Source organism: Pseudoalteromonas sp. AS71, assembly GCF_038900275.1.
Lineage (GTDB): Bacteria > Pseudomonadota > Gammaproteobacteria > Enterobacterales > Alteromonadaceae > Pseudoalteromonas.
Genome location: NZ_JBBMQZ010000005.1, coordinates 108,395 through 131,347, shown reverse-complemented (window position 1 = coordinate 131,347; position 22,953 = coordinate 108,395). Strand labels below are relative to the sequence as shown.

The 22,953-nt window shown below is 37.6% G+C and carries 20 protein-coding genes and 1 tRNA gene; 17 read left to right on the top strand and 4 right to left on the bottom strand.

Annotated features, from left to right (window positions below):
- Positions 1 to 42: 42 nt before the first annotated feature.
- The 5 genes from WNY98_RS05465 (at position 43) to WNY98_RS05445 (ending at position 4,304) form a co-directional block, all read left to right on the top strand.
- Entirely contained in the window at positions 43 to 504 is a 462-nt protein-coding gene (locus WNY98_RS05465) for a zinc-ribbon domain containing protein (protein WP_342877330.1), read from the top strand.
- Between the two features lie 117 nt (positions 505 to 621).
- The gene (locus WNY98_RS05460) at positions 622 to 1,176 is read left to right on the top strand and encodes an elongation factor P hydroxylase (RefSeq protein ID WP_170072114.1); all 555 of its coding nucleotides are present in this window, start codon (positions 622 to 624) and stop codon (positions 1,174 to 1,176) included.
- A complete protein-coding gene (locus WNY98_RS05455) occupies positions 1,166 to 2,329 on the top strand; it encodes an ATP-NAD kinase family protein (RefSeq protein ID WP_342877329.1) in 1,164 nt (387 codons plus the stop codon). Before WNY98_RS05460 ends, WNY98_RS05455 begins: the two co-directional genes overlap by 11 nt.
- Positions 2,326 to 2,601 carry a YfcL family protein gene (locus tag WNY98_RS05450; RefSeq protein WP_342877328.1) on the top strand — a complete coding sequence of 92 codons (276 nt, stop codon included), beginning with the start codon at positions 2,326 to 2,328 and terminating at the stop codon, positions 2,599 to 2,601. The genes WNY98_RS05455 and WNY98_RS05450 overlap by 4 nt, the downstream gene beginning before the upstream one ends.
- 149 nt (positions 2,602 to 2,750) lie before the next feature.
- Positions 2,751 to 4,304 carry an AbgT family transporter gene (locus tag WNY98_RS05445; RefSeq protein WP_024598189.1) on the top strand — a complete coding sequence of 518 codons (1,554 nt, stop codon included), beginning with the start codon at positions 2,751 to 2,753 and terminating at the stop codon, positions 4,302 to 4,304.
- Between the two features lie 901 nt (positions 4,305 to 5,205).
- Here WNY98_RS05445 and WNY98_RS05440 read toward each other — a convergent pair.
- Both WNY98_RS05440 and WNY98_RS05435 read right to left on the bottom strand, forming a co-directional pair.
- Positions 5,206 to 7,059, bottom strand: a complete 1,854-nt coding sequence (locus WNY98_RS05440) for a DEAD/DEAH box helicase (RefSeq protein WP_076924790.1) — start codon at positions 7,057 to 7,059, stop codon at positions 5,206 to 5,208.
- 160 nt (positions 7,060 to 7,219) lie between these two features.
- Complete coding sequence (locus tag WNY98_RS05435) at positions 7,220 to 7,483, bottom strand: GrxA family glutaredoxin (RefSeq protein WP_002958470.1); 264 nt, start codon at positions 7,481 to 7,483, stop codon at positions 7,220 to 7,222.
- A gap of 256 nt (positions 7,484 to 7,739) precedes the next feature.
- Here WNY98_RS05435 and WNY98_RS05430 point away from each other — a divergent pair, with 256 nt between their 5' ends.
- From WNY98_RS05430 to WNY98_RS05390, 9 genes are all read left to right on the top strand, one after another.
- Entirely contained in the window at positions 7,740 to 8,777 is a 1,038-nt protein-coding gene (locus tag WNY98_RS05430; protein ID WP_342877327.1) for a response regulator, read from the top strand.
- A 22-nt stretch (positions 8,778 to 8,799) separates the two neighbouring features.
- Positions 8,800 to 9,411 (top strand): isochorismatase family cysteine hydrolase, encoded by a 612-nt coding sequence (locus tag WNY98_RS05425; protein WP_170072122.1) that lies wholly within the window; start codon positions 8,800 to 8,802, stop codon positions 9,409 to 9,411.
- Positions 9,404 to 12,214: a PAS domain S-box protein gene (locus WNY98_RS05420; protein ID WP_342877326.1), complete on the top strand. Its 2,811-nt coding sequence runs from the start codon at positions 9,404 to 9,406 to the stop codon at positions 12,212 to 12,214. The genes WNY98_RS05425 and WNY98_RS05420 overlap by 8 nt, the downstream gene beginning before the upstream one ends.
- 689 nt (positions 12,215 to 12,903) lie before the next feature.
- On the top strand, positions 12,904 to 13,194 hold the full coding sequence (locus tag WNY98_RS05415; protein ID WP_002958474.1) for a hypothetical protein: 291 nt from the start codon (positions 12,904 to 12,906) through the stop codon (positions 13,192 to 13,194).
- Between the two features lie 426 nt (positions 13,195 to 13,620).
- Positions 13,621 to 14,433 (top strand): EAL domain-containing protein, encoded by an 813-nt coding sequence (locus tag WNY98_RS05410; RefSeq protein ID WP_231616766.1) that lies wholly within the window; start codon positions 13,621 to 13,623, stop codon positions 14,431 to 14,433.
- Between the two features lie 108 nt (positions 14,434 to 14,541).
- Complete coding sequence (locus WNY98_RS05405; protein WP_002958476.1) at positions 14,542 to 14,916, top strand: Hpt domain-containing protein; 375 nt, start codon at positions 14,542 to 14,544, stop codon at positions 14,914 to 14,916.
- 9 nt (positions 14,917 to 14,925) lie between these two features.
- Positions 14,926 to 16,323 (top strand): sigma-54 dependent transcriptional regulator, encoded by a 1,398-nt coding sequence (locus WNY98_RS05400; protein ID WP_024598194.1) that lies wholly within the window; start codon positions 14,926 to 14,928, stop codon positions 16,321 to 16,323.
- 113 nt (positions 16,324 to 16,436) lie between these two features.
- Positions 16,437 to 16,967 (top strand): redoxin domain-containing protein, encoded by a 531-nt coding sequence (locus WNY98_RS05395; RefSeq protein ID WP_024598195.1) that lies wholly within the window; start codon positions 16,437 to 16,439, stop codon positions 16,965 to 16,967.
- A gap of 229 nt (positions 16,968 to 17,196) precedes the next feature.
- Positions 17,197 to 17,643, top strand: coding sequence for an Hsp20 family protein (locus WNY98_RS05390; protein ID WP_007585496.1), 447 nt, complete (start codon positions 17,197 to 17,199; stop codon positions 17,641 to 17,643).
- A gap of 60 nt (positions 17,644 to 17,703) precedes the next feature.
- Here WNY98_RS05390 and WNY98_RS05385 read toward each other — a convergent pair whose 3' ends face one another.
- The gene (locus tag WNY98_RS05385) at positions 17,704 to 19,260 is read right to left on the bottom strand and encodes a cryptochrome/photolyase family protein (RefSeq protein WP_342877325.1); all 1,557 of its coding nucleotides are present in this window, start codon (positions 19,258 to 19,260) and stop codon (positions 17,704 to 17,706) included.
- A gap of 442 nt (positions 19,261 to 19,702) precedes the next feature.
- Positions 19,703 to 20,164 (bottom strand): globin, encoded by a 462-nt coding sequence (locus WNY98_RS05380; protein ID WP_024598197.1) that lies wholly within the window; start codon positions 20,162 to 20,164, stop codon positions 19,703 to 19,705.
- Between the two features lie 432 nt (positions 20,165 to 20,596).
- Here WNY98_RS05380 and WNY98_RS05375 point away from each other — a divergent pair.
- The 3 genes from WNY98_RS05375 (at position 20,597) to nusA (ending at position 22,949) form a co-directional block, all read left to right on the top strand.
- A tRNA-Met gene (locus WNY98_RS05375) sits at positions 20,597 to 20,673 on the top strand.
- A 281-nt stretch (positions 20,674 to 20,954) separates the two neighbouring features.
- Positions 20,955 to 21,410, top strand: coding sequence for a ribosome maturation factor RimP (gene rimP / locus WNY98_RS05370; protein WP_024598198.1), 456 nt, complete (start codon positions 20,955 to 20,957; stop codon positions 21,408 to 21,410).
- Positions 21,411 to 21,449: 39 nt separating this feature from the next.
- Entirely contained in the window at positions 21,450 to 22,949 is a 1,500-nt protein-coding gene (gene nusA, locus WNY98_RS05365) for a transcription termination factor NusA (protein WP_007585502.1), read from the top strand.
- The last annotated feature ends 4 nt before the right edge of the window (positions 22,950 to 22,953 follow it).

Below are 22,953 nucleotides of genomic sequence, written 5' to 3'. Positions count from 1 at the left end.
ACTTTTTAGTATTAAAACCATAATTTTAAAGTAGGCGAGCTGATGTACCTTAACCATCCTAGGTATGGCGATAAACCAATTGTTTCCAATACATCTTCGACTATTGAAGCAATTGAGAATGCGCACTGGCGTTACTCGAGCCTTAAATACTTCCCTAATACGGTAATATTGGCTGATATAAAAAAGCAAAACTATGCTATTTATCCTCGGGCACTTTATGTTGATATTGAAGAGAAGTGCGGGACTTGCTCTAAGGCATTTATTTTTTTTGCTCAAGAGCAGCAATATTGGTTTGAGGTACTTGGTTTTTGGGTCGATTCACACTGTACTCATTGCTTTGAATGCCGTAAGCATGCCAGATATATACTAACTCTTCGTAAACGATACGATATATTAACTAGCTTAGCCAATAAAACCTCAAATGAAAAAACACAGCGTAAAGAACTTGCCAATACGCTTTACTGTTTAGGTATTATTAAAAATATCAATAAAGTGAAAGATTAGTCCGCTTATATTTTACTATCACGCCTTATTTTTACTTTAGTTGTAAAAGCCCGTACAATTCGTCTCGTTTTTACTGCGCAAAATAGCGCTGCAACCGAGAAAAATTAGCCTAATTTTATGCATCAAATAGCTGATCTAATTTCAATTTTCGAACGCACTTTTTATCAAAGTCATAATACACGTCTGATAAAAGGTGATTTTGAACCTGTGTATTTACCAGCAACAGAGCACGTGCCATATCACCAAGTTGTATTTGCGCATGGTTTTTATGCGAGTGCATTACATGAGGTTGCACACTGGCTGGTGGCCGGTGATGCACGTCGTTTATTAGAAGATTACGGCTATTGGTATTGTCCTGATGGGCGCGACAAACAAAAACAAGCTGAGTTTGAAAACGTAGAAGTAAAGCCCCAAGCTATTGAGTGGTTATTAAGCACTGCAGCAGGGTTTAATTTTAATGTGTCGGTGGATAATTTAAACGGTGAGCAAACGTGTCGGTTTGATTTTCAGCAGCGAGTACATGCACGGGTATTATCGCTAATCGAAAATGGTTTTAACTCCCGTACAGAGTCACTTTTAAGAGCACTCTGTGATTTTTACAATACACCGTGGCCATTAACAGCGCAGCAATTTAATTGGCAACATCCAAAGGAGCTTTGTAATGGCGTTTAAATTAGGTTTAATTGTAAACCCAGTAGCGGGTTTAGGCGGCACAGTTGCTTTAAAAGGTAGTGATGGCGCGCACACAGCCGCTAAAGCAATCGAATTAGGTGCAGAACCCAAAGCAAATAGCCGCACAAAAGCAGCGCTTGAAGTGCTATTGCCTTATAAAGAACGTTTAACCATTTACACCGTTAACGGTAACATGGGTGAGCAAACAGCAAAAGCTTTGGGCTTTAAGGTAGAGGTTGTATACAACTCTGCTGTAATAACAACCCCAGATGACACAGAACAAGCAGCAAAAGTACTTAAAGACTTTGGTGTTGATTTAGTTTTATTTGCTGGAGGTGACGGTACAGCGCGTAATATTTGCCATGCAATCGAAGATACTATTCCCGTACTTGGTATTCCCGCAGGTTGTAAAATTCATTCTGGTGTTTACGCTATTACGCCAAAGGCTGCAGGGCGCGTAGTCGAAATGCTGGTTAAGGGTGAGTTAGTTACCTTAGCCGATGCAGATGTAATGGATATAGATGAAGATGCTTTCAGACAAGGCACAGTAAAGGCCAAACGCTACGGCGAAATGCAAACACCTAGCGAAGTACGTTATATGCAAGCGGTTAAAAATGGCGGTAAAGAAACCGACGAACTCGTACTTGCCGACATTGCAGCGCATGTTGTATCGCAAATGGATGAAGACACATTTTATATAATGGGTAGCGGCTCAACTGTTGAAGCCATAATGGAAGAAATGGGGCTTGAGAATACGTTACTTGGTGTTGACTTAATAAAAGATCAAACCTTAGTTGCTCAAGATTTAACGGCTAAGCAACTACTTGAGCTTACTCATGAGCAAAGTACTAAGTTAGTTATTACGCTCATTGGCGGGCAAGGGCATATATTTGGCCGTGGTAACCAGCAATTGAGCCCTGCGCTTATACGTGCAATTGGCAAAGAAAATATTATTGTAGTAGCAACAAAAACAAAACTACAAGCGCTTAATGGTCGTCCCCTTATTTGTGATACAGGCGATGGCGAATTAGATGATGAATTAACCGGTTATATTAAAGTAACCACCGGATTTAACGACCATATTATGTATGCAGTAGGGCACCACAACATTGAAAATACAGGTGCTTTGCAAAACCAGGAGATTAATAAATGAGTTTAGTGAACTATATCGATGCAGCCCAGCAGTACTTCGATGATTTAGTAATAAAAGCAACTGACGATGAGTTATTTGCAGGCGGCTATTTACGAGGTCATTTTGATCTTGCAGTTGGTTATGCCGAAGTAGAAAAGCTGACAATCAGTATAGATGAGCTAAACGAAACTGTAGAGCAAAGCTTAGTTAAAGCATATCGCAACGGTGAGCTTAATGAAGAAGATAAAACATTAGTTGCTCGCCTATGGGAAGAAGTTAAAGCACTCGTTTAACACCTTTTTTAGCACAATATAAAAACACGATTTGTTTATCACTATCGTGTTTTTTTGTGCCCGAAACTTTAAAAGTAGATTTTTATGTTAATTTACTGTTTTGTTTTTATGCGATATTGTTACTAAAATAAATTTTAGGAACAATAAGAATGAATAATAATCAAGACGCTTTACCTTCAGGGGTTGTAGCGCGTTTTTTAAATTTTGTTGAGCGAGTAGGAAATAAGCTTCCTGATCCAGCCGTAATATTTCTATTTGCAATGTTATTAATTTGGTTTTTGTCGTGGTGGTTTTCAGGCGTGAGTTTTGATGCAATAGACCCACGTACCGGTGAAGCGATTATCATTAATAATATGCTGGCAAGTGATTCGCTCGCTACCTTTTTATCCTCTATGGTAAAAACCTTTACTGGCTTCGCTCCCTTAGGTGTCGTTTTAGTGGCTATGTTAGGTGTGGGCGTTGCAGAGCATTCGGGCTTTATTAATACCGGCCTTAAGTTAATGCTTAAAGTCACTCCTAAAAAGCTATTAACGCCTTCAATCATTTTAGTGGCCATTGTGAGCCATACCGCTACTGACGCAGGTTATGTATTAGTCATTCCATTAGCTGGTGTGATTTTTTACGCCGCAGGACGCCATCCGCTTGCGGGTATTGCAGCTGCATTTGCAGGAGTCAGTGGTGGTTTTGGGGCTAACTTTATTCCATCGGGTATCGACCCATTGCTACAAAGTTTTACCCAAAGTGCGGCGCAAATAATTAATCCTGCAATGACAATTAACCCGTTAAATAACTGGGCATTTGCTTCAGCATCTAGCTTATTTATTGTGGCATTAGGCTGGTACATTACCGATAAAATTATTGAACCACGTTTGCAAAAAACCGCGGTTGATGGCGCTAAAGAGGATTTACCTGTATTTGAAGATGCACGTAGTGATGAAAAACGTGCTTTTTATATAGCCAGTACAGTAATGATTGCAGGACTTGCGTTATTAGCATTTGTATCTGCTCCAGACGATTCTGCAATGCGCAGTAGTGACGGATCCCTTACTAATTTCAGCTCTCCTTTAATGCAATCAATTGTCCCACTAATATTTTTACTTTTTTGGATTCCAGGCACTGTATATGGTTTTACGGTAGGTACCTTTAAAACTTCAAAAGACATGATTGATGCTATGAGTAAAGCGATGAGTGGCATGGCATATTATATCGTCATGGCGTTTTTCTGTTCGCTATTTATTGCTGCATTTAGTAAATCAAATTTAGGTGCATTACTCGCAATCGAAGGTGCGCAGTTATTAAAGGCAATGGAATTGCCAAGTGCAGTAACGGTTGTGGGCATTATCTTTTTAACAGGCTTTGTTAACTTGTTTGTAGGTTCAAGTTCAGCAAAATGGGCGTTACTTGGCCCTATTTTTGTACCGATGTTAATGCAACTTGGCATTTCGCCAGACTTAACTCAAGCCGCTTATCGTGTAGGTGACTCAAGTTCTAATATTATTACACCGTTAATGCCATACTTCCCATTAGTAGTGGTGTACTGTCAAAAGTATGTCAAAGGCACAGGTATAGGTACTTTAATTGCTATTATGCTACCGTACTCAATCGCCTTTATGATTGGCTGGAGTATCTTTTTATTAGGTTATTGGGCACTTGGTATTCCTTTAGGTTTAGATGCAAGCTACATTTATCCAGCATTACCTTAACCTAAACCTTTATGAACCTCACTCACTTGAGTGAGGTTTTTAAATAAAAGTCCTGTAATGTAAAAGTAAGTCTAAGTTACCTTTCTAAATCTCTCACTATATAGCCAAATAAGCTGGCCTCTCCAACAATATACACATAATCATTTTTTTTGTTCATTATTGTAGACTTATCGTCATACCACCTAAAATCATGAATCTTATTCGTTTTAGGGTCTTTGAAGTATAAACGAGTACAACTATCTTCATACTCAGTGCCACACTCTTGTACATCGGTCAGGATGTATTCTTTATACCAATAGTCGCCCTGCGTGTAGTAAGCCCATAATTTAATAAGATCAGAGATAAAAATATAGAGTATTCCATAGATTAATAAAGGGGATAATGGGTACATGAAAATGGATGCTAATTTCATTTTAGTATCTGAGAAATTGTATTTGAGTGATTCTCTATATTTACTGCAGCGTTTATATTTATTGAATATAAGTATATTTAAATAGATAAATAGTGCACAACAGATAATAGGGAGGGTTATAAAGAAAACAACGTCGTATAGTTCATTTGAGATGAATGGTGGATCTGTAAAGTCCATTAAAATAGGTATAGTGATGCATAATAAAATCGGGAGTACTATTGCTACAAAGAGCAAGCTGTCGTAAATCTTTTTCAATTTTTAATTCGTCCGTGAATTATAGCTTTTGTCTAGTTTACAGAATTTTTGTTATTTTAAAATCAGAGAAATGTATTTATAGGCATTAAGTAACCCGAACTCAGGCTAAAAAAACTATCCCTAGCTGCTATTGAATTGACGCGAAAGTTTATCTTTTTTCATTGTAGCAACAGCTTAAAAACAAAAAAACCTTGTCACTTTCGTGGCAAGGTTTTTTTATTAAAGAGTCGTTGCTTATTTAGCTGTGAAGCTCACTGGGCGACGTTCTTTACGAGGACCGGTACGCTTATCACCGCGTGCGCTGTCATCTTTGTTAAAGCTGCGTTTTTTGTCACCAGCTGGGCGCTCAGAGCGCTCGCCGCGTGGTTCAGCAGGACCTTGATCTTGTGTAATTGTTAAGCCCATAGGACGTTTACAAATAAACACTTTTTGGAAATGATCAAGTACATCTTTAGGCATGTTTTGCGGTAATTGAACCGTACTGTGATTGTCGTGTAAACGAATATCACCAATAAACTTGCTTGAGATGTCAGCTTCGTTAGCGATAGCGCCAACAATATTTTTAACCTGAACACCATGTTCACGACCTACTTCGATACGGTAAGTATCCATAGGACCTGCATCACGGCTGTTACGTTCGCGAGGTTTACGCTCAGCGCGCTCACCACCACGTTCGCCGCCACGCTCGTTACGACGTCCACGGTCACCGCGATCGTTGCGGTCATTACGTGGGTTACGGTCGTTACGCTCGTTACGTTCACGAGGTTGAATCTTAACTTCTTCAACTTTAATTGGAGACTGTTGCTGTGCTAAACACAGTAACGCACCCGCTAAGCTTTCAAGAGGAAGTTCAAGCTTTTCAGCCATGTTAGTAGCTACTTCATTGAAGAACGTGATGTCTTTGTTTTCAAGCGCAATAGTTAATTTTGCTTGTAACGCTTCGATACGTTTTTCTTCAACGATTTTTGCAGTTGGTAATTCAACTTGTGCAATTTCAGACTTCGTATGACGAATGATATTTTTAAGTAAATAACGTTCGTTATGTTTTACGAATAAAATTGCTTTACCGGTACGACCAGCACGACCTGTACGGCCAATACGGTGAACGTAGGCTTCAGAATCTTGTGGGATATCGTAGTTGATAACTAAGCTTAAGCGGTCAACATCTAGACCACGAGCAGCAACGTCTGTTGCGATAACAACATTTAGCATGCCGCTTTTTAAGCGTTCTACAGTGCGTTCACGTGCTTGCTGGTTCATGTCACCATTAAGTGGAGCTGCAGAGAAACCTTCGCGCTCTAATAACTCAGCAAGTTGTACTGTATCGTTACGCGTACGTACGAAAACAATAGCACCTTCATACTGTTCAGCTTCTAAGAAGCGAACAATCGCTTTATTTTTATGTACGCTTGCATTCCAAAACACTTGCTCAACAGATGATACTGTAGAGTTACGCGCAGAAATATGAACCTGTTCAGGATTGTTCATATATTTGCTACTGATGTTTTGAATTTGCTTAGGCATAGTCGCAGAGAAAAGACATGTTTGCTTTTCGCGCGGTGTTTTTTCCATGATGCTTTCTACATCATCGATAAAGCCCATACGTAACATTTCATCGGCTTCATCAAGTACAAGTGCTTGTAAAGCATCAAACTTGATAGTGCCACGGTTAATGTGATCGATTAAACGACCTGGAGTTGCAACAATAACCTGAGCGCCACGACGAAGTGCGCTTAATTGGATACTGTAGCTTTGGCCACCATATAGTGCCAATACTTCAATACCACGAACATGTTTAGCATATTGTTCGAATGCCTCAGCAACTTGGATCGCAAGCTCACGTGTTGGTGTGAGTACAAGGATCTGTGGCTGTTTCACAGACGGGTCAATATTATTTAGTAATGGCAGTGCAAATGCTGCGGTTTTACCTGTACCCGTTTGAGCTAGTCCCAGTACGTCCTTTCTTTCTAGCAATAACGGTATACATTGAGCTTGGATTTCAGATGGTGTCTTGTAACCCAACTCTTCAACTGCCTTCAAAATTGCAGGAGAAAGATTTAGAGATTCAAACGTGACTGGTTCTGACATTAATACGCCTCAACGAATTTAAAGAGGCGCGCATTATATAGGATTCGCGAGGCAAATGCTTGTATAAATTGAAACTAATTTGTATGTGTTTGATGTTGGTCGAAATTTAACCAGTCTAATTTGAGCTTTATTAAACTGGTTAACAAATTTAATACAAAGCTTACTTATACAAGCCTAGGTTTTCTTTTGCGTAAGCTTCAAATTCGGTAAACCCACCAACGTGTGTTTGATCTACAAAAATTTGTGGAACTGTTGGGCAAGGCTTACCCGCTGACTTTTCAAGATCGGCTTTACTTATACCTTCCTTAATTATATCGATGTAACGAAATTTAAAGTCATCACGTTCATTTGATAGTTGCTCAGCCACATCTTTCGCACGAACACAAAATGGGCAGCCTTCACGGCCAAAAATTACAGTTAGCATAGTTTTCTCCTCAATTTGATTAATATCAGTTTAAATGATTGAAAAATTATTTAAAGCGAAAAAAATCGATTGCACCATTCTAATAAAATCATAAATCATATTATGCATAGCAATATGATTTGCAAAATGCGAATCAGGAACTAAAGCGCGCCTGTCTAATACTTAAGTCTATGAATGCAAGTGTGTTTACAAAAATTAATTTGTGGCACACAACTTGATGATATAGAGCCATACATTGGGTTAACAAGAGTACTTTATGAATATTAATAGTCACGTTTTAGAAATTATCCAAGGGATAATAAGTAAATATTGTGAAACCCAAAATCGAAATTTCTCTATTACCTTAATCAATAAGCTGCAATGTAACTACGTCTGTTTGCAAATTCCGATTGAGCATATGATTGCGCAATGCGAAGAGTTTCTTATACCGGCGCTGGCTTCTACAAAAGAGAGCTTTTTACTTACGCTTGAAGCAAATATCCAAGGGATTAGTTTTCATTACCAAATTGATGATTCTGAACAAGTAAATATATTCGACTTCCACGGACTTTTAGCGACAAAAGAATCAGTTAGTTTAGCGCTTGATATTACCCAGAATGTAGACGTTTTAACTGATTGTGAGGCGCTACTTAAAAGCTGCTTAAAAATGTCGGCTAATACTCATAACCGTTTTGGTTTAAATTTTAAATTATTTAATAGTAACTTTAGAGAGTCGGTACAGCTAGAAGATTTACGCCACCTTAGTGGTAACGCGTTAATAGATAGGTTGAATAGTGACAGTTTAAATACACACATAAAGTTGTGCACAATTAACGACATTAATGAGTTAAGTCAAGCTCAAAAATTATCTAAAAAAATATTGGGTTGGCCATTTTTTGATACTGATTTAATTACTATTTTAACAACATTTCACACGCAAACACGTTTGTCGGTATTGGTTGCGGATGACAGCTTACCGAGCCAAATTGCTACAAAGGTAATGCTTGAAATGCTGGGCTGTTTAGTAACATGTGCAGAAAATGGTGCTAGCGCTTTGACCCTCGCCCAGAATGAATCATTTGACTTACTGCTTTTAGATGAGCGCATGCCAGGAATGTTTGGTAGTGATGTTGCGCAGCAATTAGTTAGGGAAAACACTCCTAACAACAACACACCTAAAGTTATTTTAACAGGGCTAACAGGGGATGATGAAATAGCTGGGTTATTTGAAAAAGGAATAACTCACTATTTACAAAAACCAGTGACAAAAGCAGTACTTGAGAAGTTTATTAAACCTTGGCAGATAGCATCTTAAATTGATTAATAAGGAGAGGGCTATGGATGATTTATCTACAACAGCACTTGTTTTAATTGGATTTCAAAATGACTATTTTTCCCCAAAAGGTATTTTATATGACGTGGTTGAGGAATCATCAAGAATTACTGGTGTTGTAGAAAATACAGTCTCTTTATTAACTTCTTGTGCAAAGCATTTTGCTTTAGTTGTTAATACACCTATTCATTTTACGCAAAATTACAGTGAGCTAAAAAACCCGATTGGTATATTAAAAGTAATTGCCGATGTAGGTGCATTTAAAGCTGGCTCCTATGGCGCTCAAACAATAGAGCAGCTAGACCCCTTTAATAATATTATAGAAGTTGTACCTGGAAAAAGAGGTTTAAATGCTTTTACACATACTGCTTTGGCCAGCAAATTAAAAAAACATGGCGTAACCAATATAATCTTAGCGGGTACTGTGACTTCTATCTGTATTGATTCAACTGCACGCACCGCTGTTGAGCTGGGTTTTAATGTTGCCATTTTAAGCGACTGCACATCGAGCCGCACTCCTTTTGAACAAACATTTTACTGTGAAGAGGTTTTCCCCCTTTATGCAAGTGTTTGTGAGAGTGATACTTTTATAAAGCATTGGAGAGGGCATGGATAAAAATGATGAACTACAAGTGCAAATCCAGTATGCGCTGGTTGAAAAACTGTCCAATAGTAATCGACGTCAGGCAAAGTTATTAGCTATTTTAGATGAGTGTATTTTTGAGTGCGATAAGCATTTAAATTTCACTTATATTAATGAAGCTTGGGAGAAGAAACTAGGTTATTCAAACGATTCATTAATTGGCTCTAACATTACTAAACTAATGAATTGTGAAGATATTATGCATTTTGTCGCATACAGTTGTTGTCTGCTTGAAGGCAAGCAGGCTCCCAGTGTAGAAATACAAATAAAAAATAGTCTTGGACTCATGAACTGGTTTGAGCTGAGATTAGTTTATGATGAGAAAAGCGGTTTTATAGGCTCGTTCTATGACATACAACGCCATAAAGATTCTCAATTTTTGCTAACCCAACAACAAAAATATGTAAAACGTTTATCGCTCGTAGCGAGCCATACAAATAACTTAGTAATTATTACAGATAAATTTGGTGTAATTGAGTGGGTTAACAAAAGTTTTGAAGTACTTACAGGTTTCACCTGTGATGAGGTTGTAGGCACTAGCCCAGGCCAATTGTTACAAGGGCCAAAGACATGTGAAAAAAGCCGTAAGGTTATGTCTCACGCTGTAAGAAATGGGCTTCCTTTTCAAGTTGAAACTATAAATTACGATAAAAATGGTAACGTTTATTGGGTTGCTATTGATGCAAACCCGGTGCGAGATCATGAAGGCCAAGTAAAGCATTTTATCGCTATAGAAACGAATATTACGCAACGAGTTAAAGCTGAACAAGCAATGGCAGAGATAGAATATAACTACCACTCTGTCGTAGATAATATTCCTGATATTGTTTTACGCCTTGATACATTTGGCAATTTACTATTTATAAATCAAGCATGGCAACGGGTCCTGCAAAGCAATGTAAATGAGAGCCTTGGCTTGCCTATAATTAAGTTTATAGCAAAAGAAGATGTAGAAAAAATTAGTAGTACTTTGCTTGATTATAACCAAGGTAAGCGTGATATACGTCGCTTTGATATACGTTTAATTAACGCACAAGGTATAAATAATTGGGTTGAAATTACTCTCACTCCAATTGTGGGTGGCTATGAAAGTGATTTATCATCTATTGCTGCAACACTTGTTGATATACAGGAACGTATAGAAAGCGAACAAATATTACTTGAAGCTAAACATCAGGCAGAAACATTAGCTGAGTCAAAAAGCCGATTTATGGCAAATATTAGTCATGAAATTCGCACGCCATTAAATGCTGTGATTGGCTCTGCAGATATTTTGCATCATACCGGTTTAACTTCTGAGCAAATGCGTTATACACAAATGATTAAAACAAGCTCTGATGCACTACTGAGTGTATTGGACGATGTATTAACGTATTCGCGTTTTGAAGCACAAGCCATAACACTCGATAATCAGCCATTTAGTATTGATACGTGTATCGAAGAAGCGATCGATATCATTACCCAAAGCGCTTTGCAAAAAAGGCTTGAGGTTATTTTTGATTTTTATCCTGATGTCCCCGCTCAAGTAATTGGTGATCATGCACGTGTAAGGCAAATAGTTATAAATTTATTAGCCAATGCGATTAAGTTTACTCAGCATGGCGTAATAACGGTCACTGTTAGGTGCACTCACATCAAAGGTAATAATTTAAATCTTCATTTATCTGTGAAAGACACCGGAATGGGGATTGCAAAAAATAAAATTGAAAGTATGTTTATGCCTTTTATTCAATCCGATAATTCAATTACTCGAAAACATGGCGGCAGTGGCTTGGGGCTTGCGATATGTAAGCAAATCTGTGATGTAGTAGGAGGAGATATTTCAGTTAGTTCTGAGCTCAATAAAGGGAGTGAGTTTATCGTCAATTATCCATTACAAATAGACACAACCGATTCAATATTAAGAGAAGGGTTTGCAGCACGAAGTAAAAAACCAAAAGTATGGATTGTAGGTAGTAACCAAGTCCTAAAAATAGCGCTGGAGCACACGCTCACACGGTACTCTATTGCTTTTGAACACTATGAAATATGTCCCAAAATACCCGAATACAATAACTTCCCAGATGCAATCGTATTAACTAACCCACAAATATTAACCCAAACACGTGAGCGTATAAACACATACAACTCACTTAATTCACCGTGTTTACTCCTCATAGATTTACAAGGTGAAAGCTTATTACCGCAAAATATTAACGACAAAGAGCTTAGGTTAAATGGCCCTTTTAAAGTTTCCCATGTACCGCGAGCAATTAGTTTATTGGAAGAGCAGTTATTTCATTTAGATATTATATTTACTAATCGTGAACAAAAAGATGCCTTAGAAAGCCCTTCGGGGTTAACTCAGTTGAATGGGGTCAATGTACTGGTTGCTGAAGATAATACTAATAATCAAATAGTAATAAGGGAGTTTTTAGAACAAAAAGGTTGCCGGGTACACATTGCTAGCGATGGGCAAGAGGCAATAACTAAGGCGAAAAACGATAAAATTGATATTATTTTTATGGACATACAAATGCCAATACTTGATGGAATTTCAGCAACTAAAGCAATCAGGGAATTAGGTATAGAAACTCCTATAATAGCACTCACAGCTAATGCGATTCATGGTGATAAAGAGCGATTTATAGAAGCGGGGATGGATGATTATTTAGCTAAACCAATAGTAAGTGAAACGCTTTATCTATTACTTGATACATATGCACCAGAGCACGTTGTTGAACCTAAAGATTTAAAGCTAACTCGTTTAGCGCAAGTGTGGGAAAAGCTGGGTTGAGCAATCGAAAGCTAGGGTCTGTTGAACTTTTAGGGTTGAATTTACAGCAGTCTGTTTGGTATTTAGGCAAGGCAGAGCCTATGCAGTACTCCCCATAAATGTGCGATAACGTAGTATTAATGCCAAACAGGCGTTGCCCAAAGGGTTCTTCCTAGGGGCTACTTACTCCTTGTTGCTTACATGGATGTAGATAAGGGGCGTGAGCAGGATGCGGAAGCTTTGCTCGGTTTTACTTATTATTACATGGATGTAAGCCCGTAGAATAACGCAGGAGTAGTTATCGAGCCCACTAGGTTACAAACCTCACGTCGCGATTAATCCGCCTCTAGTTTAAACAAGTTTTAATTCGCAAAGATCAACAGGCCTTAATATAAAAAGTAGGTTTTGTAGTATAAAACTTGATAAATAGAGACGTTAAACTAGTATTTTGAGCGTAGTTTGTAATTTTTTATTAGTATTTAATGATTTCTTTTTAGGTTTTTCAATTTGATTCGCAAATTGCAATTCAAAATAAAAATAAGATGTTCCGAACTGCTTTTAAGTTCTGGGTATGGCTTATTAATTTATTTTAAAGGATTAATTTTATTGGTTATTTTATTTTTTTATAAATTATTGTTTGGTTGGCATGGCTTTCGCAACAAGTTAGATATCAAACCGAGATGAATTAGTTAAATTTTAAGGGGTGCAATATGCAAACAAACACAAAAGCTAAACAACAACCTAAAGGTAACAACTGGGTACTTACACCTGAAATTATGGTTTTGTCCATTTTGCTTGTTGCTACTTTAGTTATCGGTATAACAGTTTTACGTGGCAGCGCTTCTTTAGAGCCGTTAGCGGATATACAGCCTATTACTTTTACACAAGCTGATGTTGAAAATGCACAGTCTATGAGTAATACATTTGATTCGCAAAATATAAATTACGCACAAAATGTAACAGCATCCAAAAACGAAAATAACGACACTCTTTCAAACTAGAGACTTTTGCGCAGGTAACAATTTATTGTTGCCTGCGTTTTTTTATATTTCTTACTGTCATTTTCAATTTTTCGTTCCTACTTATAAAATTAGCTATATGTTTTTAAATTTAGATTGTATGTAACCTAGCCTATTTTATTGAATCTTCTCTTGTACATACCTTCAATGATTAACTCCAATTCTTAGTCAATTATAACCAACTTCCACCTTCTTACTTGTTAGGCTTAAATAAACGCTCATCTATCAATTTAGTTGCATTGCAAACTGAATTGCAAAATGCAAATAACAGTAAAAAATTTGAAGACTAAACTAAAAAATGTAACCAATTGAATTGATTGTGTTTTACTTTATGTTTTATTTTTGAAAAGTGGTCTGTAACTTGCTCTTAACTATACAAGTCACTAAGGATGAAAATCGGAGCAGATCATGAATGCATTTAAATACCTAGAATCAGAAAGTCCAGTTAACCTCGCAAGATGGCATGAGTTAGAAAGAATCATGACTGATGCAATGCAAAATAATTATTTTAAAATGGTTTATCAACCGCTTGTATCGTTAGGGACTGGAAAGTTAGTCGGCTTTGAGTCATTAGTAAGATGCCAATCACCGCGTTTTGGAGTTGTAGGCCCTGATGAGTTTATACCTCATGTAGAGCAATCGGGAATGATTTTAGAATTAGGTGACTGGATTTTTGAGCAATGCTTATCCGATTTAAAACATATGCGACATTTTGGTATGACAGACATTTCTGTTTCTTTGAATATTTCACCGGTACAAATTTTAGATGGTGATGTTTTTTCAAAAGTAATGTACTTGCTTGAAAAGTATCAAATACCACCACAGGCTATCAAAGTTGAATTAACGGAAACAGCGCTAATCCATAGCCCTGAAAAAATAGCTAAAGCATTTGAAAACTTCCATAAAGAAGGCGTAAAAGTGTGGATAGATGATTTTGGCACCGGGTACGCGTCTTTAGGTTTGCTTCGTCAATTTAATATTGACGGATTAAAAATTGATCGCAGTTTTGTTAGTGGGATTTCAACTAATAATGAAGACTTTACGCTATGCAGCGCAATAATTGCAATGGCTCAGCGATTGGGTTTACAAACCGTAGCAGAAGGAATTGAAGAGAATGAGCAATTACAAATATTAGAGCAACTTGGTTGTGATATCGCTCAAGGATATTTGCTCGATAAGCCACAAACATTAACCAAAAGTATTGATACCTGGGCTCTTTAACTGTTTATATTCATTTTGATTTGCAAAATGCAAAAAACAAATTACTCTTAAACTACAACCCCTACATGTTATTAGTGTACGAAGCTTTAACTTACACAAAGGTTATCTATGCCTATATCAGAGCAGTTTATCGATAAAAGTATTACCGAACTAAATGTATTAACCCAACTTGAAAAGGATGTTGGAATAAACGTTTTAGCTCGACTGATAAACTTATTTATCGATGAATTAGTTACTATGGCGAACCAATTAGATACGGCAATTACTCGTGAAGATATTATAAAAATTAAAGAAGTGATGCATGTTTTAAAAAACTCGGCTGCTTTATATGGAGCTGCTCCTCTGGCTGCATTGGCAACACAGTTACACGATTCACCACCACCAACTACAGAAGAAAACTTGCACGCAGCACTTGTTATTAAGCATAACTTGGATAAAACCCGGGATGCATATCAAATAATGAGTAATAGTATAGCTATCTAGGAGAAAGCCGTGTCAGATACGATAAATAAAGGCCTCGTTTACATCGTTGAGGATAGCATTGCAAGTGGTGCTTTGTACGCAAGTCAGCTTGAGCAAGCAGGTTTCGAATGTAAGCATTTCGCTGATGGCTATTCTGCTTTGGTTGGTATTAAAGAAAAAATGCCTGCGGTTATAGTACAAGATGTATGCTTGCCTGATATAAGTGGGCTAGAAGTTTTACAATTTGTAAATAAACAAAAAAATCCAGCCAATGTAGTCATGATCACCTCAAATAGCTCTATTGATATTGCTGTGGAAGCTATGCGTTTAGGTGGCTTTGATTTTTTAGAAAAACCCTTCACAAGTCAACGACTTATTAGTTCAGTTGAAAGTGCGTTCACCCCTAAAGAGCAAATCAAAGTGCAACCCTTGGTTGAAAGCAGCGATAAAAACCAAGATTTTGTTGGTGAATCTCTCTCAATGAAAACTGTCTTTAGGTTGCTAGATAGCGCCGCGAGAAGCAAAGCATGTGTATTTATTACAGGTGAAAGTGGAACAGGTAAAGAAGTTTGTGCGCAGACCCTTCATGATGCGAGTCCCCGAAATAAAGGACCATTTATCGCTATAAATTGTGCTGCGATCCCTGCAGAGTTATTTGAATCAGAATTTTTTGGTCATGTTAAAGGGGCATTTAGTGGTGCGCTAAGCGATCGAAAAGGCGCTGTTGAGGTAGCTAACGGTGGAACGTTATTTTTGGATGAGTTATGTGAAATGGAGCTTAACTTACAAGCTAAGTTATTACGCTTTTTACAGACAGGCATATTTAACAAGGTTGGTAGTAGTGAAGTATTACACAGCGATGTTCGCTTAGTATGTGCAACAAACAGAAACCCAATAATAGAGGTTGCGGAAGGGCGCTTTAGAGAAGATTTATATTATCGTTTAAATGTTATCCCCGTAAAGCTACCGCCTTTAAGAGAGCGCGGAAATGATATATTACTGTTGGCTGAGTATATCTTAAAACAGAAAAGCGATAGTAACGCTAAGCATTTCATTGGCTTTTCTGATGAAGTTAAAGCGCTTTTTTGTAACTATGATTGGCCAGGAAATATACGCGAACTGCAAAATGTAATTGAAAATACAGTCGTTATTAATGATGGCGATGTAATTGAAAGGGACATGTTACCAAATTCATTTGGTCTAGGTGCTGTAAAGCACTCGAGCTCATTTAAGTCAATTCACAATATAAACGAGCAGAGTGTTCAATTATCTCCTATGTCTGTTCACGACATAGAACCTCTATGGCAAGTTGAAAAAAGGGCGATTGAAGATGCAATTAAAAGCTGCGAAGACAATATTCCTCTTGCTGCTGCTTATTTAGGGGTAAGTGCATCTACCATTTATAGAAAAATAAAGGGATGGTCTTAAAGTCATAATTGATTTTTAATTACACTTTTCAGGTTGAATTAATAAAAGTTACCCTAAGCTCTATGGGTAAGAGCAAATTAATTTTTAATCTGAAACAGTAAAAGGAGATCGCAATGAGTAACACTAGTTTAAAACCTGCGGATATTATGCCATCACTAGTAGTGAGTGATGTTGACGAGAAAAAGATAGATTTAGTCGACAGAATAAGTGATTCCCCATGGAAAATGATTGTTGTTTATCGAGGCCAGCACTGCCCTAAATGTACTGCGCAACTCAACGAGCTTGCTAAAGTACATAAGGATTTTAAAGAAGCAGGAGTTGAAGTCGTTGCTGTAAGTGGTGATAGTCATGAACAGCTTAATAAGCATCTTGAAAAGATAGATATTAACTTCCCGATTTACTATGGTTTAACAATCGAACAAATGACTGATTTAGGGCTACATATTAGCGAGCCTCGCAGTGATGCAGAAACTGACCATCCATTTGCTGAACCAGGAATCTATGTGCTTAATGAAAAAAATCAGCTTCAAATGGTCGATATATCAAACAGTCCGTTTGTTCGTCCTGATTTAGAACAACTGCTAGGTGGGATTAAGTTTTCAAGAGAAAACGACTATCCAATCCGGGGCACATTTATTAAATAGTATTCATTCTACATGGTTTCAAAAAAGGCACTCTTCAGTGCCTTTTTTATTTATTTTTAATAAATTTACTTGAAAACAATTTTACCGTCCATATATAGTTAAGTAGGACGCCTGATGGGTCCTAAATTAAACTTAAACAATTGAAATTTATATTATTAATTAAACTTTGCTTGAGCTTGTTCAATAGAAAAGCACATGCAAAATATCGCTTAAATATGAGGATATTATTATGCGTACAGTAGACTTATCACCACTTTATCGTTCATTTATCGGCTTCGAACATTTAGCATCACTTATGGATGCGGCAGCTAATACAGACAAGCAGCCGAGTTTTCCTCCTTACAATATAGAAGCACTCGATAAAGACAAATACAGAATCACTATGGCCGTTGCTGGTTTTAGTGATAGTGAATTGACCATTGAGTCAGAAAACAACACGTTAAAAGTTGCAGGTATTAAAGCTAACAAAGATGAAAATAATGAACGTAAGTTTATTCATCAAGGTATAGCAGAGCGTAACTTTGAACGTAAATTTCAGCTTGGAGACCATGTAAAAGTACTTGGTGCCGATTTAGCTAACGGCTTATTGAGCATAGAGTTACAGCGTGAAATTCCTGAAGCACTTAAACCACGTAAAATAGAAATTGGTAATAGCAATCTAATAGAAGGTAAATAATCTTCTAAAGTACATATTCCCCTGATTATTTAGCCGCCTCATTTGAGGCGGTTTTTTTGTTTAAAGCGCTTCTAAATTATTAAGGTAGTAGATTGCTTGTTGCAGCGTTTGTTCTTGAAGTGTTTTATCTTGTTTATCCCAGTTTTTATATACCATACCAATACGTGGGTTCTTCTCTAGCCTGTCTCTGTGTCTATTCATGAAATGCCAATACAAGCTATTTAGCGGGCAGGCTTTATCTCCTACTTTTTGTTTAACATCGTACTGACAGCTTTTGCAGTAATCGCTCATTTTATTAATGTAGTTACCGCTTGCAGCATAAGGCTTTGTTGCAATTATTCCATCATCGGCAAACTGACTCATGCCTCGGGTGTTAGGCATTTCTACCCATTCTATGGCATCTATATAAACACCTAGGTACCAGTTATCTACGTCATCAGGGTTTATTCCTGTGAGCATACAAAAGTTACCAATAACCATTAGGCGCTGAATATGATGAGCATAAGCGGTTTCAAGGCTTTGCTTGAGTGAGTGGCTTAGACAATTCATTTTTGTAGAGCTGTTCCAAAAATAAGATGGCAGTTTATTTTTGGCTTGTAATTGATTTTTAACTGCGTAGTCGGGCATGTTAATCCAATAAATGGCACGTACATACTCTCTCCAGCCTAATATTTGCCTAGTAAAACCCTCTACTTGCGAGAGGGATATTTCATTGGGCCTTTGTTCGTATTCGCTTATTACACGTTTGATTACATACAGCGGGTGGAGTATTTTTGCGTTTAGGGCAAACGATAAACGGCTATGGTACAGGCTGGTATTGTTTTTACTTTGATCTGTCATCGCATCTTGAAAGTGACCAAAGCGACTAAGTAAGTGCTCACAAAAGTATTCAAGAGATTCAATCGCTTGTTTACGCGTTGTTGGCCACTCCAGTGAATGTTGATTTATTTCACCTAAATAAGCGACTTTGTGTTTATTTAAACGAGAAATAATGCTGCTAACATCAGTATTGAATAACTTAGGTTCGGGGATATCTGCTAAGTCTTTTTTGGAAAATTTATTACGATTATTACTATCAAAATTCCATTTGCCACCGGTTGGCTTTGCATCATCAATTAATATATTAAATTGCTTACGCATAGCACGATAAAAGTGCTCCATTGTTACATGCTTGTTTTTTGTAAAGCGTGTTTTTATATCGGTGAACGGTAATAAAAAGTGTTCAGTATCTGTAGCAATTACATTTAATGAGCTATCACTTTTAAACTTAGCTAATTGAGACTTAAGCCTAAACTCGTCAGGGTATTGATATTCGATAGAGTCGCATTGGTATTTATCGGCAACTCGTTTGAGTAATTCAATTAAGTCTTTGTCATCATCGGTATCATCAAGTGTTAAATGCAAAACATTGAAACCGGCCGTGGTTAATGCAGTTGCGAAGTTTTCCATAGCATTAAAAAAAGCACACAGTTTTTGAATGTGATGTTTAACGTAGTCGGTTTCTTGTTTTAGTTCAGCGATCAGATAAAGCGTGTCGTCGTCTTTTTGTTTGTACCATGAATGAGATGGGTTTAACTGATCGCCTAGTATTAGTCTGAGTGTTTTGTGATTGGTCATAGTAAAGCCAAATTTCTTTATACGGACATATTTCATGAAACGATCGTTTTACTATTTAACGGTGAGTGAATGGGAGCTACAAAATACTTTACTTTAAAAATGTGCTGATTTTAATACTGGGAATTAGCTGTTTTTCTTGTTTGGTCAACAACCTTGTCTAAAAACCCAAAGTTGGGAAATTTAAAAGTAATGAGAGCCTGTATTAAGTTTAGAGTCACTTATAAAGCTGATTTGTCGAGCAAGCTAATAGTAATAAGGAAGTTGCGTTTAATAGCGGGTTAGTAAAATAAATGTAGGTGATAGGAAACCAATATATTGTGTCGTTAGCAGCAGAGCTTAACCGATTATCAAATCAATAAAGACGCGTTGGACGATGGTGTTGAAATGAGCTTGATGTGAGGGGGTTAAATAAGTAATTTAACCACTTTTAAGGCTTATATATTTAAAGTTTATTACTTTGCTTTTGTAGCATTTTTTGTTGTAACGAAACCACATTAGATACATTAAATAAAACATTGCCTGCAAAGCTTTCAAAATATCTGAGCGCTTTTTTCCAAGCAAGTTGGCTCTCAGCATTAAAGTGTTTACCAAGGTGCTCTTTAAGGGTTTCGTAAAACGCATCAGATAATAGTGCAATGTCATTTTGTGAAACACTGCTTTTTTTTAGGTACATTAAATGATGTGCTAAAAAAGGAGCTACCGATGCCGGCTTATCTAAATGTTTAACAATTCGTTCTAGCACACAAAAAAGAGTAAAACTCTTTTCGTTAAATTGTAAGGCTGTTGGGTAATTCATCTCAATGCTAGATTCAGCTAATTTACTGTGAAATCGAGCCGTGAATGCATGAAAATTTGGCTTAATAATTGTTAAGTTATTTAACAATGCTGATTGTTGTTGATTCATTTTTTATCTCTCTGCAGTGAGTAATAACTATTATTATCAAGTGGCATAAAATTGATTATAGCGGGCAGTTAAAATTCTGCACGTTTTTTTAGTGTTAAAGTATGGGTTTTAGTTATATCAATTTATTTTCTGGTAAATTGCAAGCATGTAGGAGGCTATGCAGTTGCAAGAGTTCAGTTGGTTTGATTCTCACTCAAAAATAGTAAGCTGCAATATTTAGCATTTTGACGATGAACATTTTATAAAACTGATTGATTACTTATGTTACTAACACATACATTAAATTAGCATCTTGACGAATTGGAAATTTTATAAACTAATTGCGTATTATAGTTGCTAATTAGCCCACACATCCTTATAATAACGGCCATTGTTTAGCATGTTGTAAAACAGCTAACAGCGATATTAAATTTAAGGTTTGATATCTATTGGCGCGGGATGGAGCAGTCTGGTAGCTCGTCGGGCTCATAACCCGAAGGTCGTCGGTTCAAATCCGGCTCCCGCAACCAATTCTACTAGTAGGTATTACCTTACTAATTTATATCGCGCATTCTAAGTAATGCGCGTTTTGCGTTTTAGGCTATGTAGTTTAATTAGGTCAGTTTACTGACTCGCAACCAAGCTTGGCCCTAGGCCACACAGTTTTATGCTTTATTGGTGTGACGCCCCGCTTGGTTCGGGGCGTTGTTGTATCTGCACCTTATGATTTGTGGCAATTGTCATCAAATTAAAATTTAAACTCAGTATTTTAGGGCTATAAGCCCTTTTTTTGTTTGTATGGAGGATTTTCGTGACAAAACTTGAACAAGATTTAGTAACCATGTTAACGCCTGCGGTAGAAATGTTAGGCTTTGAGTTGCATGGTCTTGAATTTGTGCAAGCGGGTCGCCATTCTACCTTAAGAGTATATATTGCTCATGAGGATGGGATCTCAGTTGATAACTGTGCGGATGCAAGTCGCCAAATTAGTGCGATTTTAGACGTCGAAGACCCAATTACAAATGAATATGATTTGGAAGTATCGTCTCCTGGTGTTGATCGTCTATTATTCAAACAAGATCACTACGAGCAGGCGCAAGGAGAGGAAGTACGCGTGCGTACCAAACTTCCACAGGATGGTCGTCGTAATTTTAAAGGCGACTTAGTAGCAGTTAGCAGCGATATGATCACACTATCTAGCGATGGTGAAGAGCATCTGATCATGCTTAGTAACATCGAACGTGCGAATTTAATCGCGAAGTTTTAAATTCGAGTGCGAAGGAATAGGGCAAGCGAGGCATTACCCATGGCAAAAGAGATATTATTGGTTGCTGAAGCCGTTTCCAATGAGAAAGCGGTTCCAAAAGAAAAGATTTTTGAAGCTCTAGAGTTCGCTTTAGCGACAGCGACAAAGAAAAAACACGATGGCGAAATTGAAGTGCGTGTAGCAATTGACCGTAAAACCGGCGATTACGACACGTTCCGTCGTTGGCAGATTGCCGCTGTATTAGAAGACGGTTCTTTAGAGAATCCTTACAGCGAAATCACTCTAGAAGCAGCGCAGGTTGAAGAACCTGATTTGCAAATGGGTGATTATGTTGAAGAGCAAATCGACTCAATCAAATTTGACCGTATTACAACACAAATGGCCAAGCAAGTTATCGTACAGAAAGTACGTGAAGCTGAGCGCGCTTTAGTTGTTGAAGCATACAAAGATCAAGAAGGCGAGCTAGTAACGGGTGTTGTTAAAAAAGCAACTCGCGATGCAATCGTACTTGATTTAGGTAACAACGCAGAAGCGGTAATTTACCGTGATGACATGTTACCACGTGAAAACTTCCGCCCGGGTGACCGTATCCGTGGTCTTTTATATGAAGTTAAGCCAGAAGCACGCGGTGCACAATTATTTGTAACGCGCTCTAAACCTGAAATGCTAATGGAATTATTCCGCATTGAGGTGCCAGAAATTGGCGAAGAGATGATTGAATTACGTGCCGCTGCACGTGATCCAGGTTCACGCGCTAAAATTGCTGTTAAATCTAACGACAAACGCATTGATCCAATTGGTGCATGTGTTGGTATGCGTGGCGCACGAGTTCAGGCTGTATCGTCAGAACTTGGTGGTGAACGTGTTGATATCGTACTTTACGATGACAACCCAGCACAATTTGTTATTAACGCAATGGCGCCAGCAGAAGTTGCTTCAATCGTAATGGATGAAGACACTCACTCAATGGATATCGCTGTAGAAGCTGATAACCTAGCACAAGCAATTGGTCGTAATGGTCAAAACGTTCGTTTAGCAAGCCAGTTAACTGGCTGGGAACTAAACGTAATGACTGTTGAAGACATGCGTACTAAAAATGAAGCTGAATCTGATAAGTTACTTAACTTATTCACTGAAAATTTAGAAATTGATGATGAGTTTGCATCATTACTTATCAACGAAGGTTTCTCGACACTTGAAGAAGTGGCTTATGTGCCAGCGTCTGAATTTTTAGAAATTGATGGTCTTGATGAAGAGACTGTAGATTTACTGCGCTCACGCGCAAAAGATGCATTGACAACTAAAGCACTTAAAACGGAAGAAAGCTTAGATGGCGCAGAGCCAGCTGAAGACTTACTTGCGCTTGAAGGCTTAGAACGTCACTTAGCATTTGTTATGGCAAGCAAGGGTGTTGTTACACTTGAAGACTTGGCAGAGCAAGGTATTGACGAATTAGTTGATATCACAGAACTTTCATCTGAAAAAGCAGGTGAACTGATTATGGCTGCACGAAACATTTGTTGGTTTGCAGACGAGTAATTTA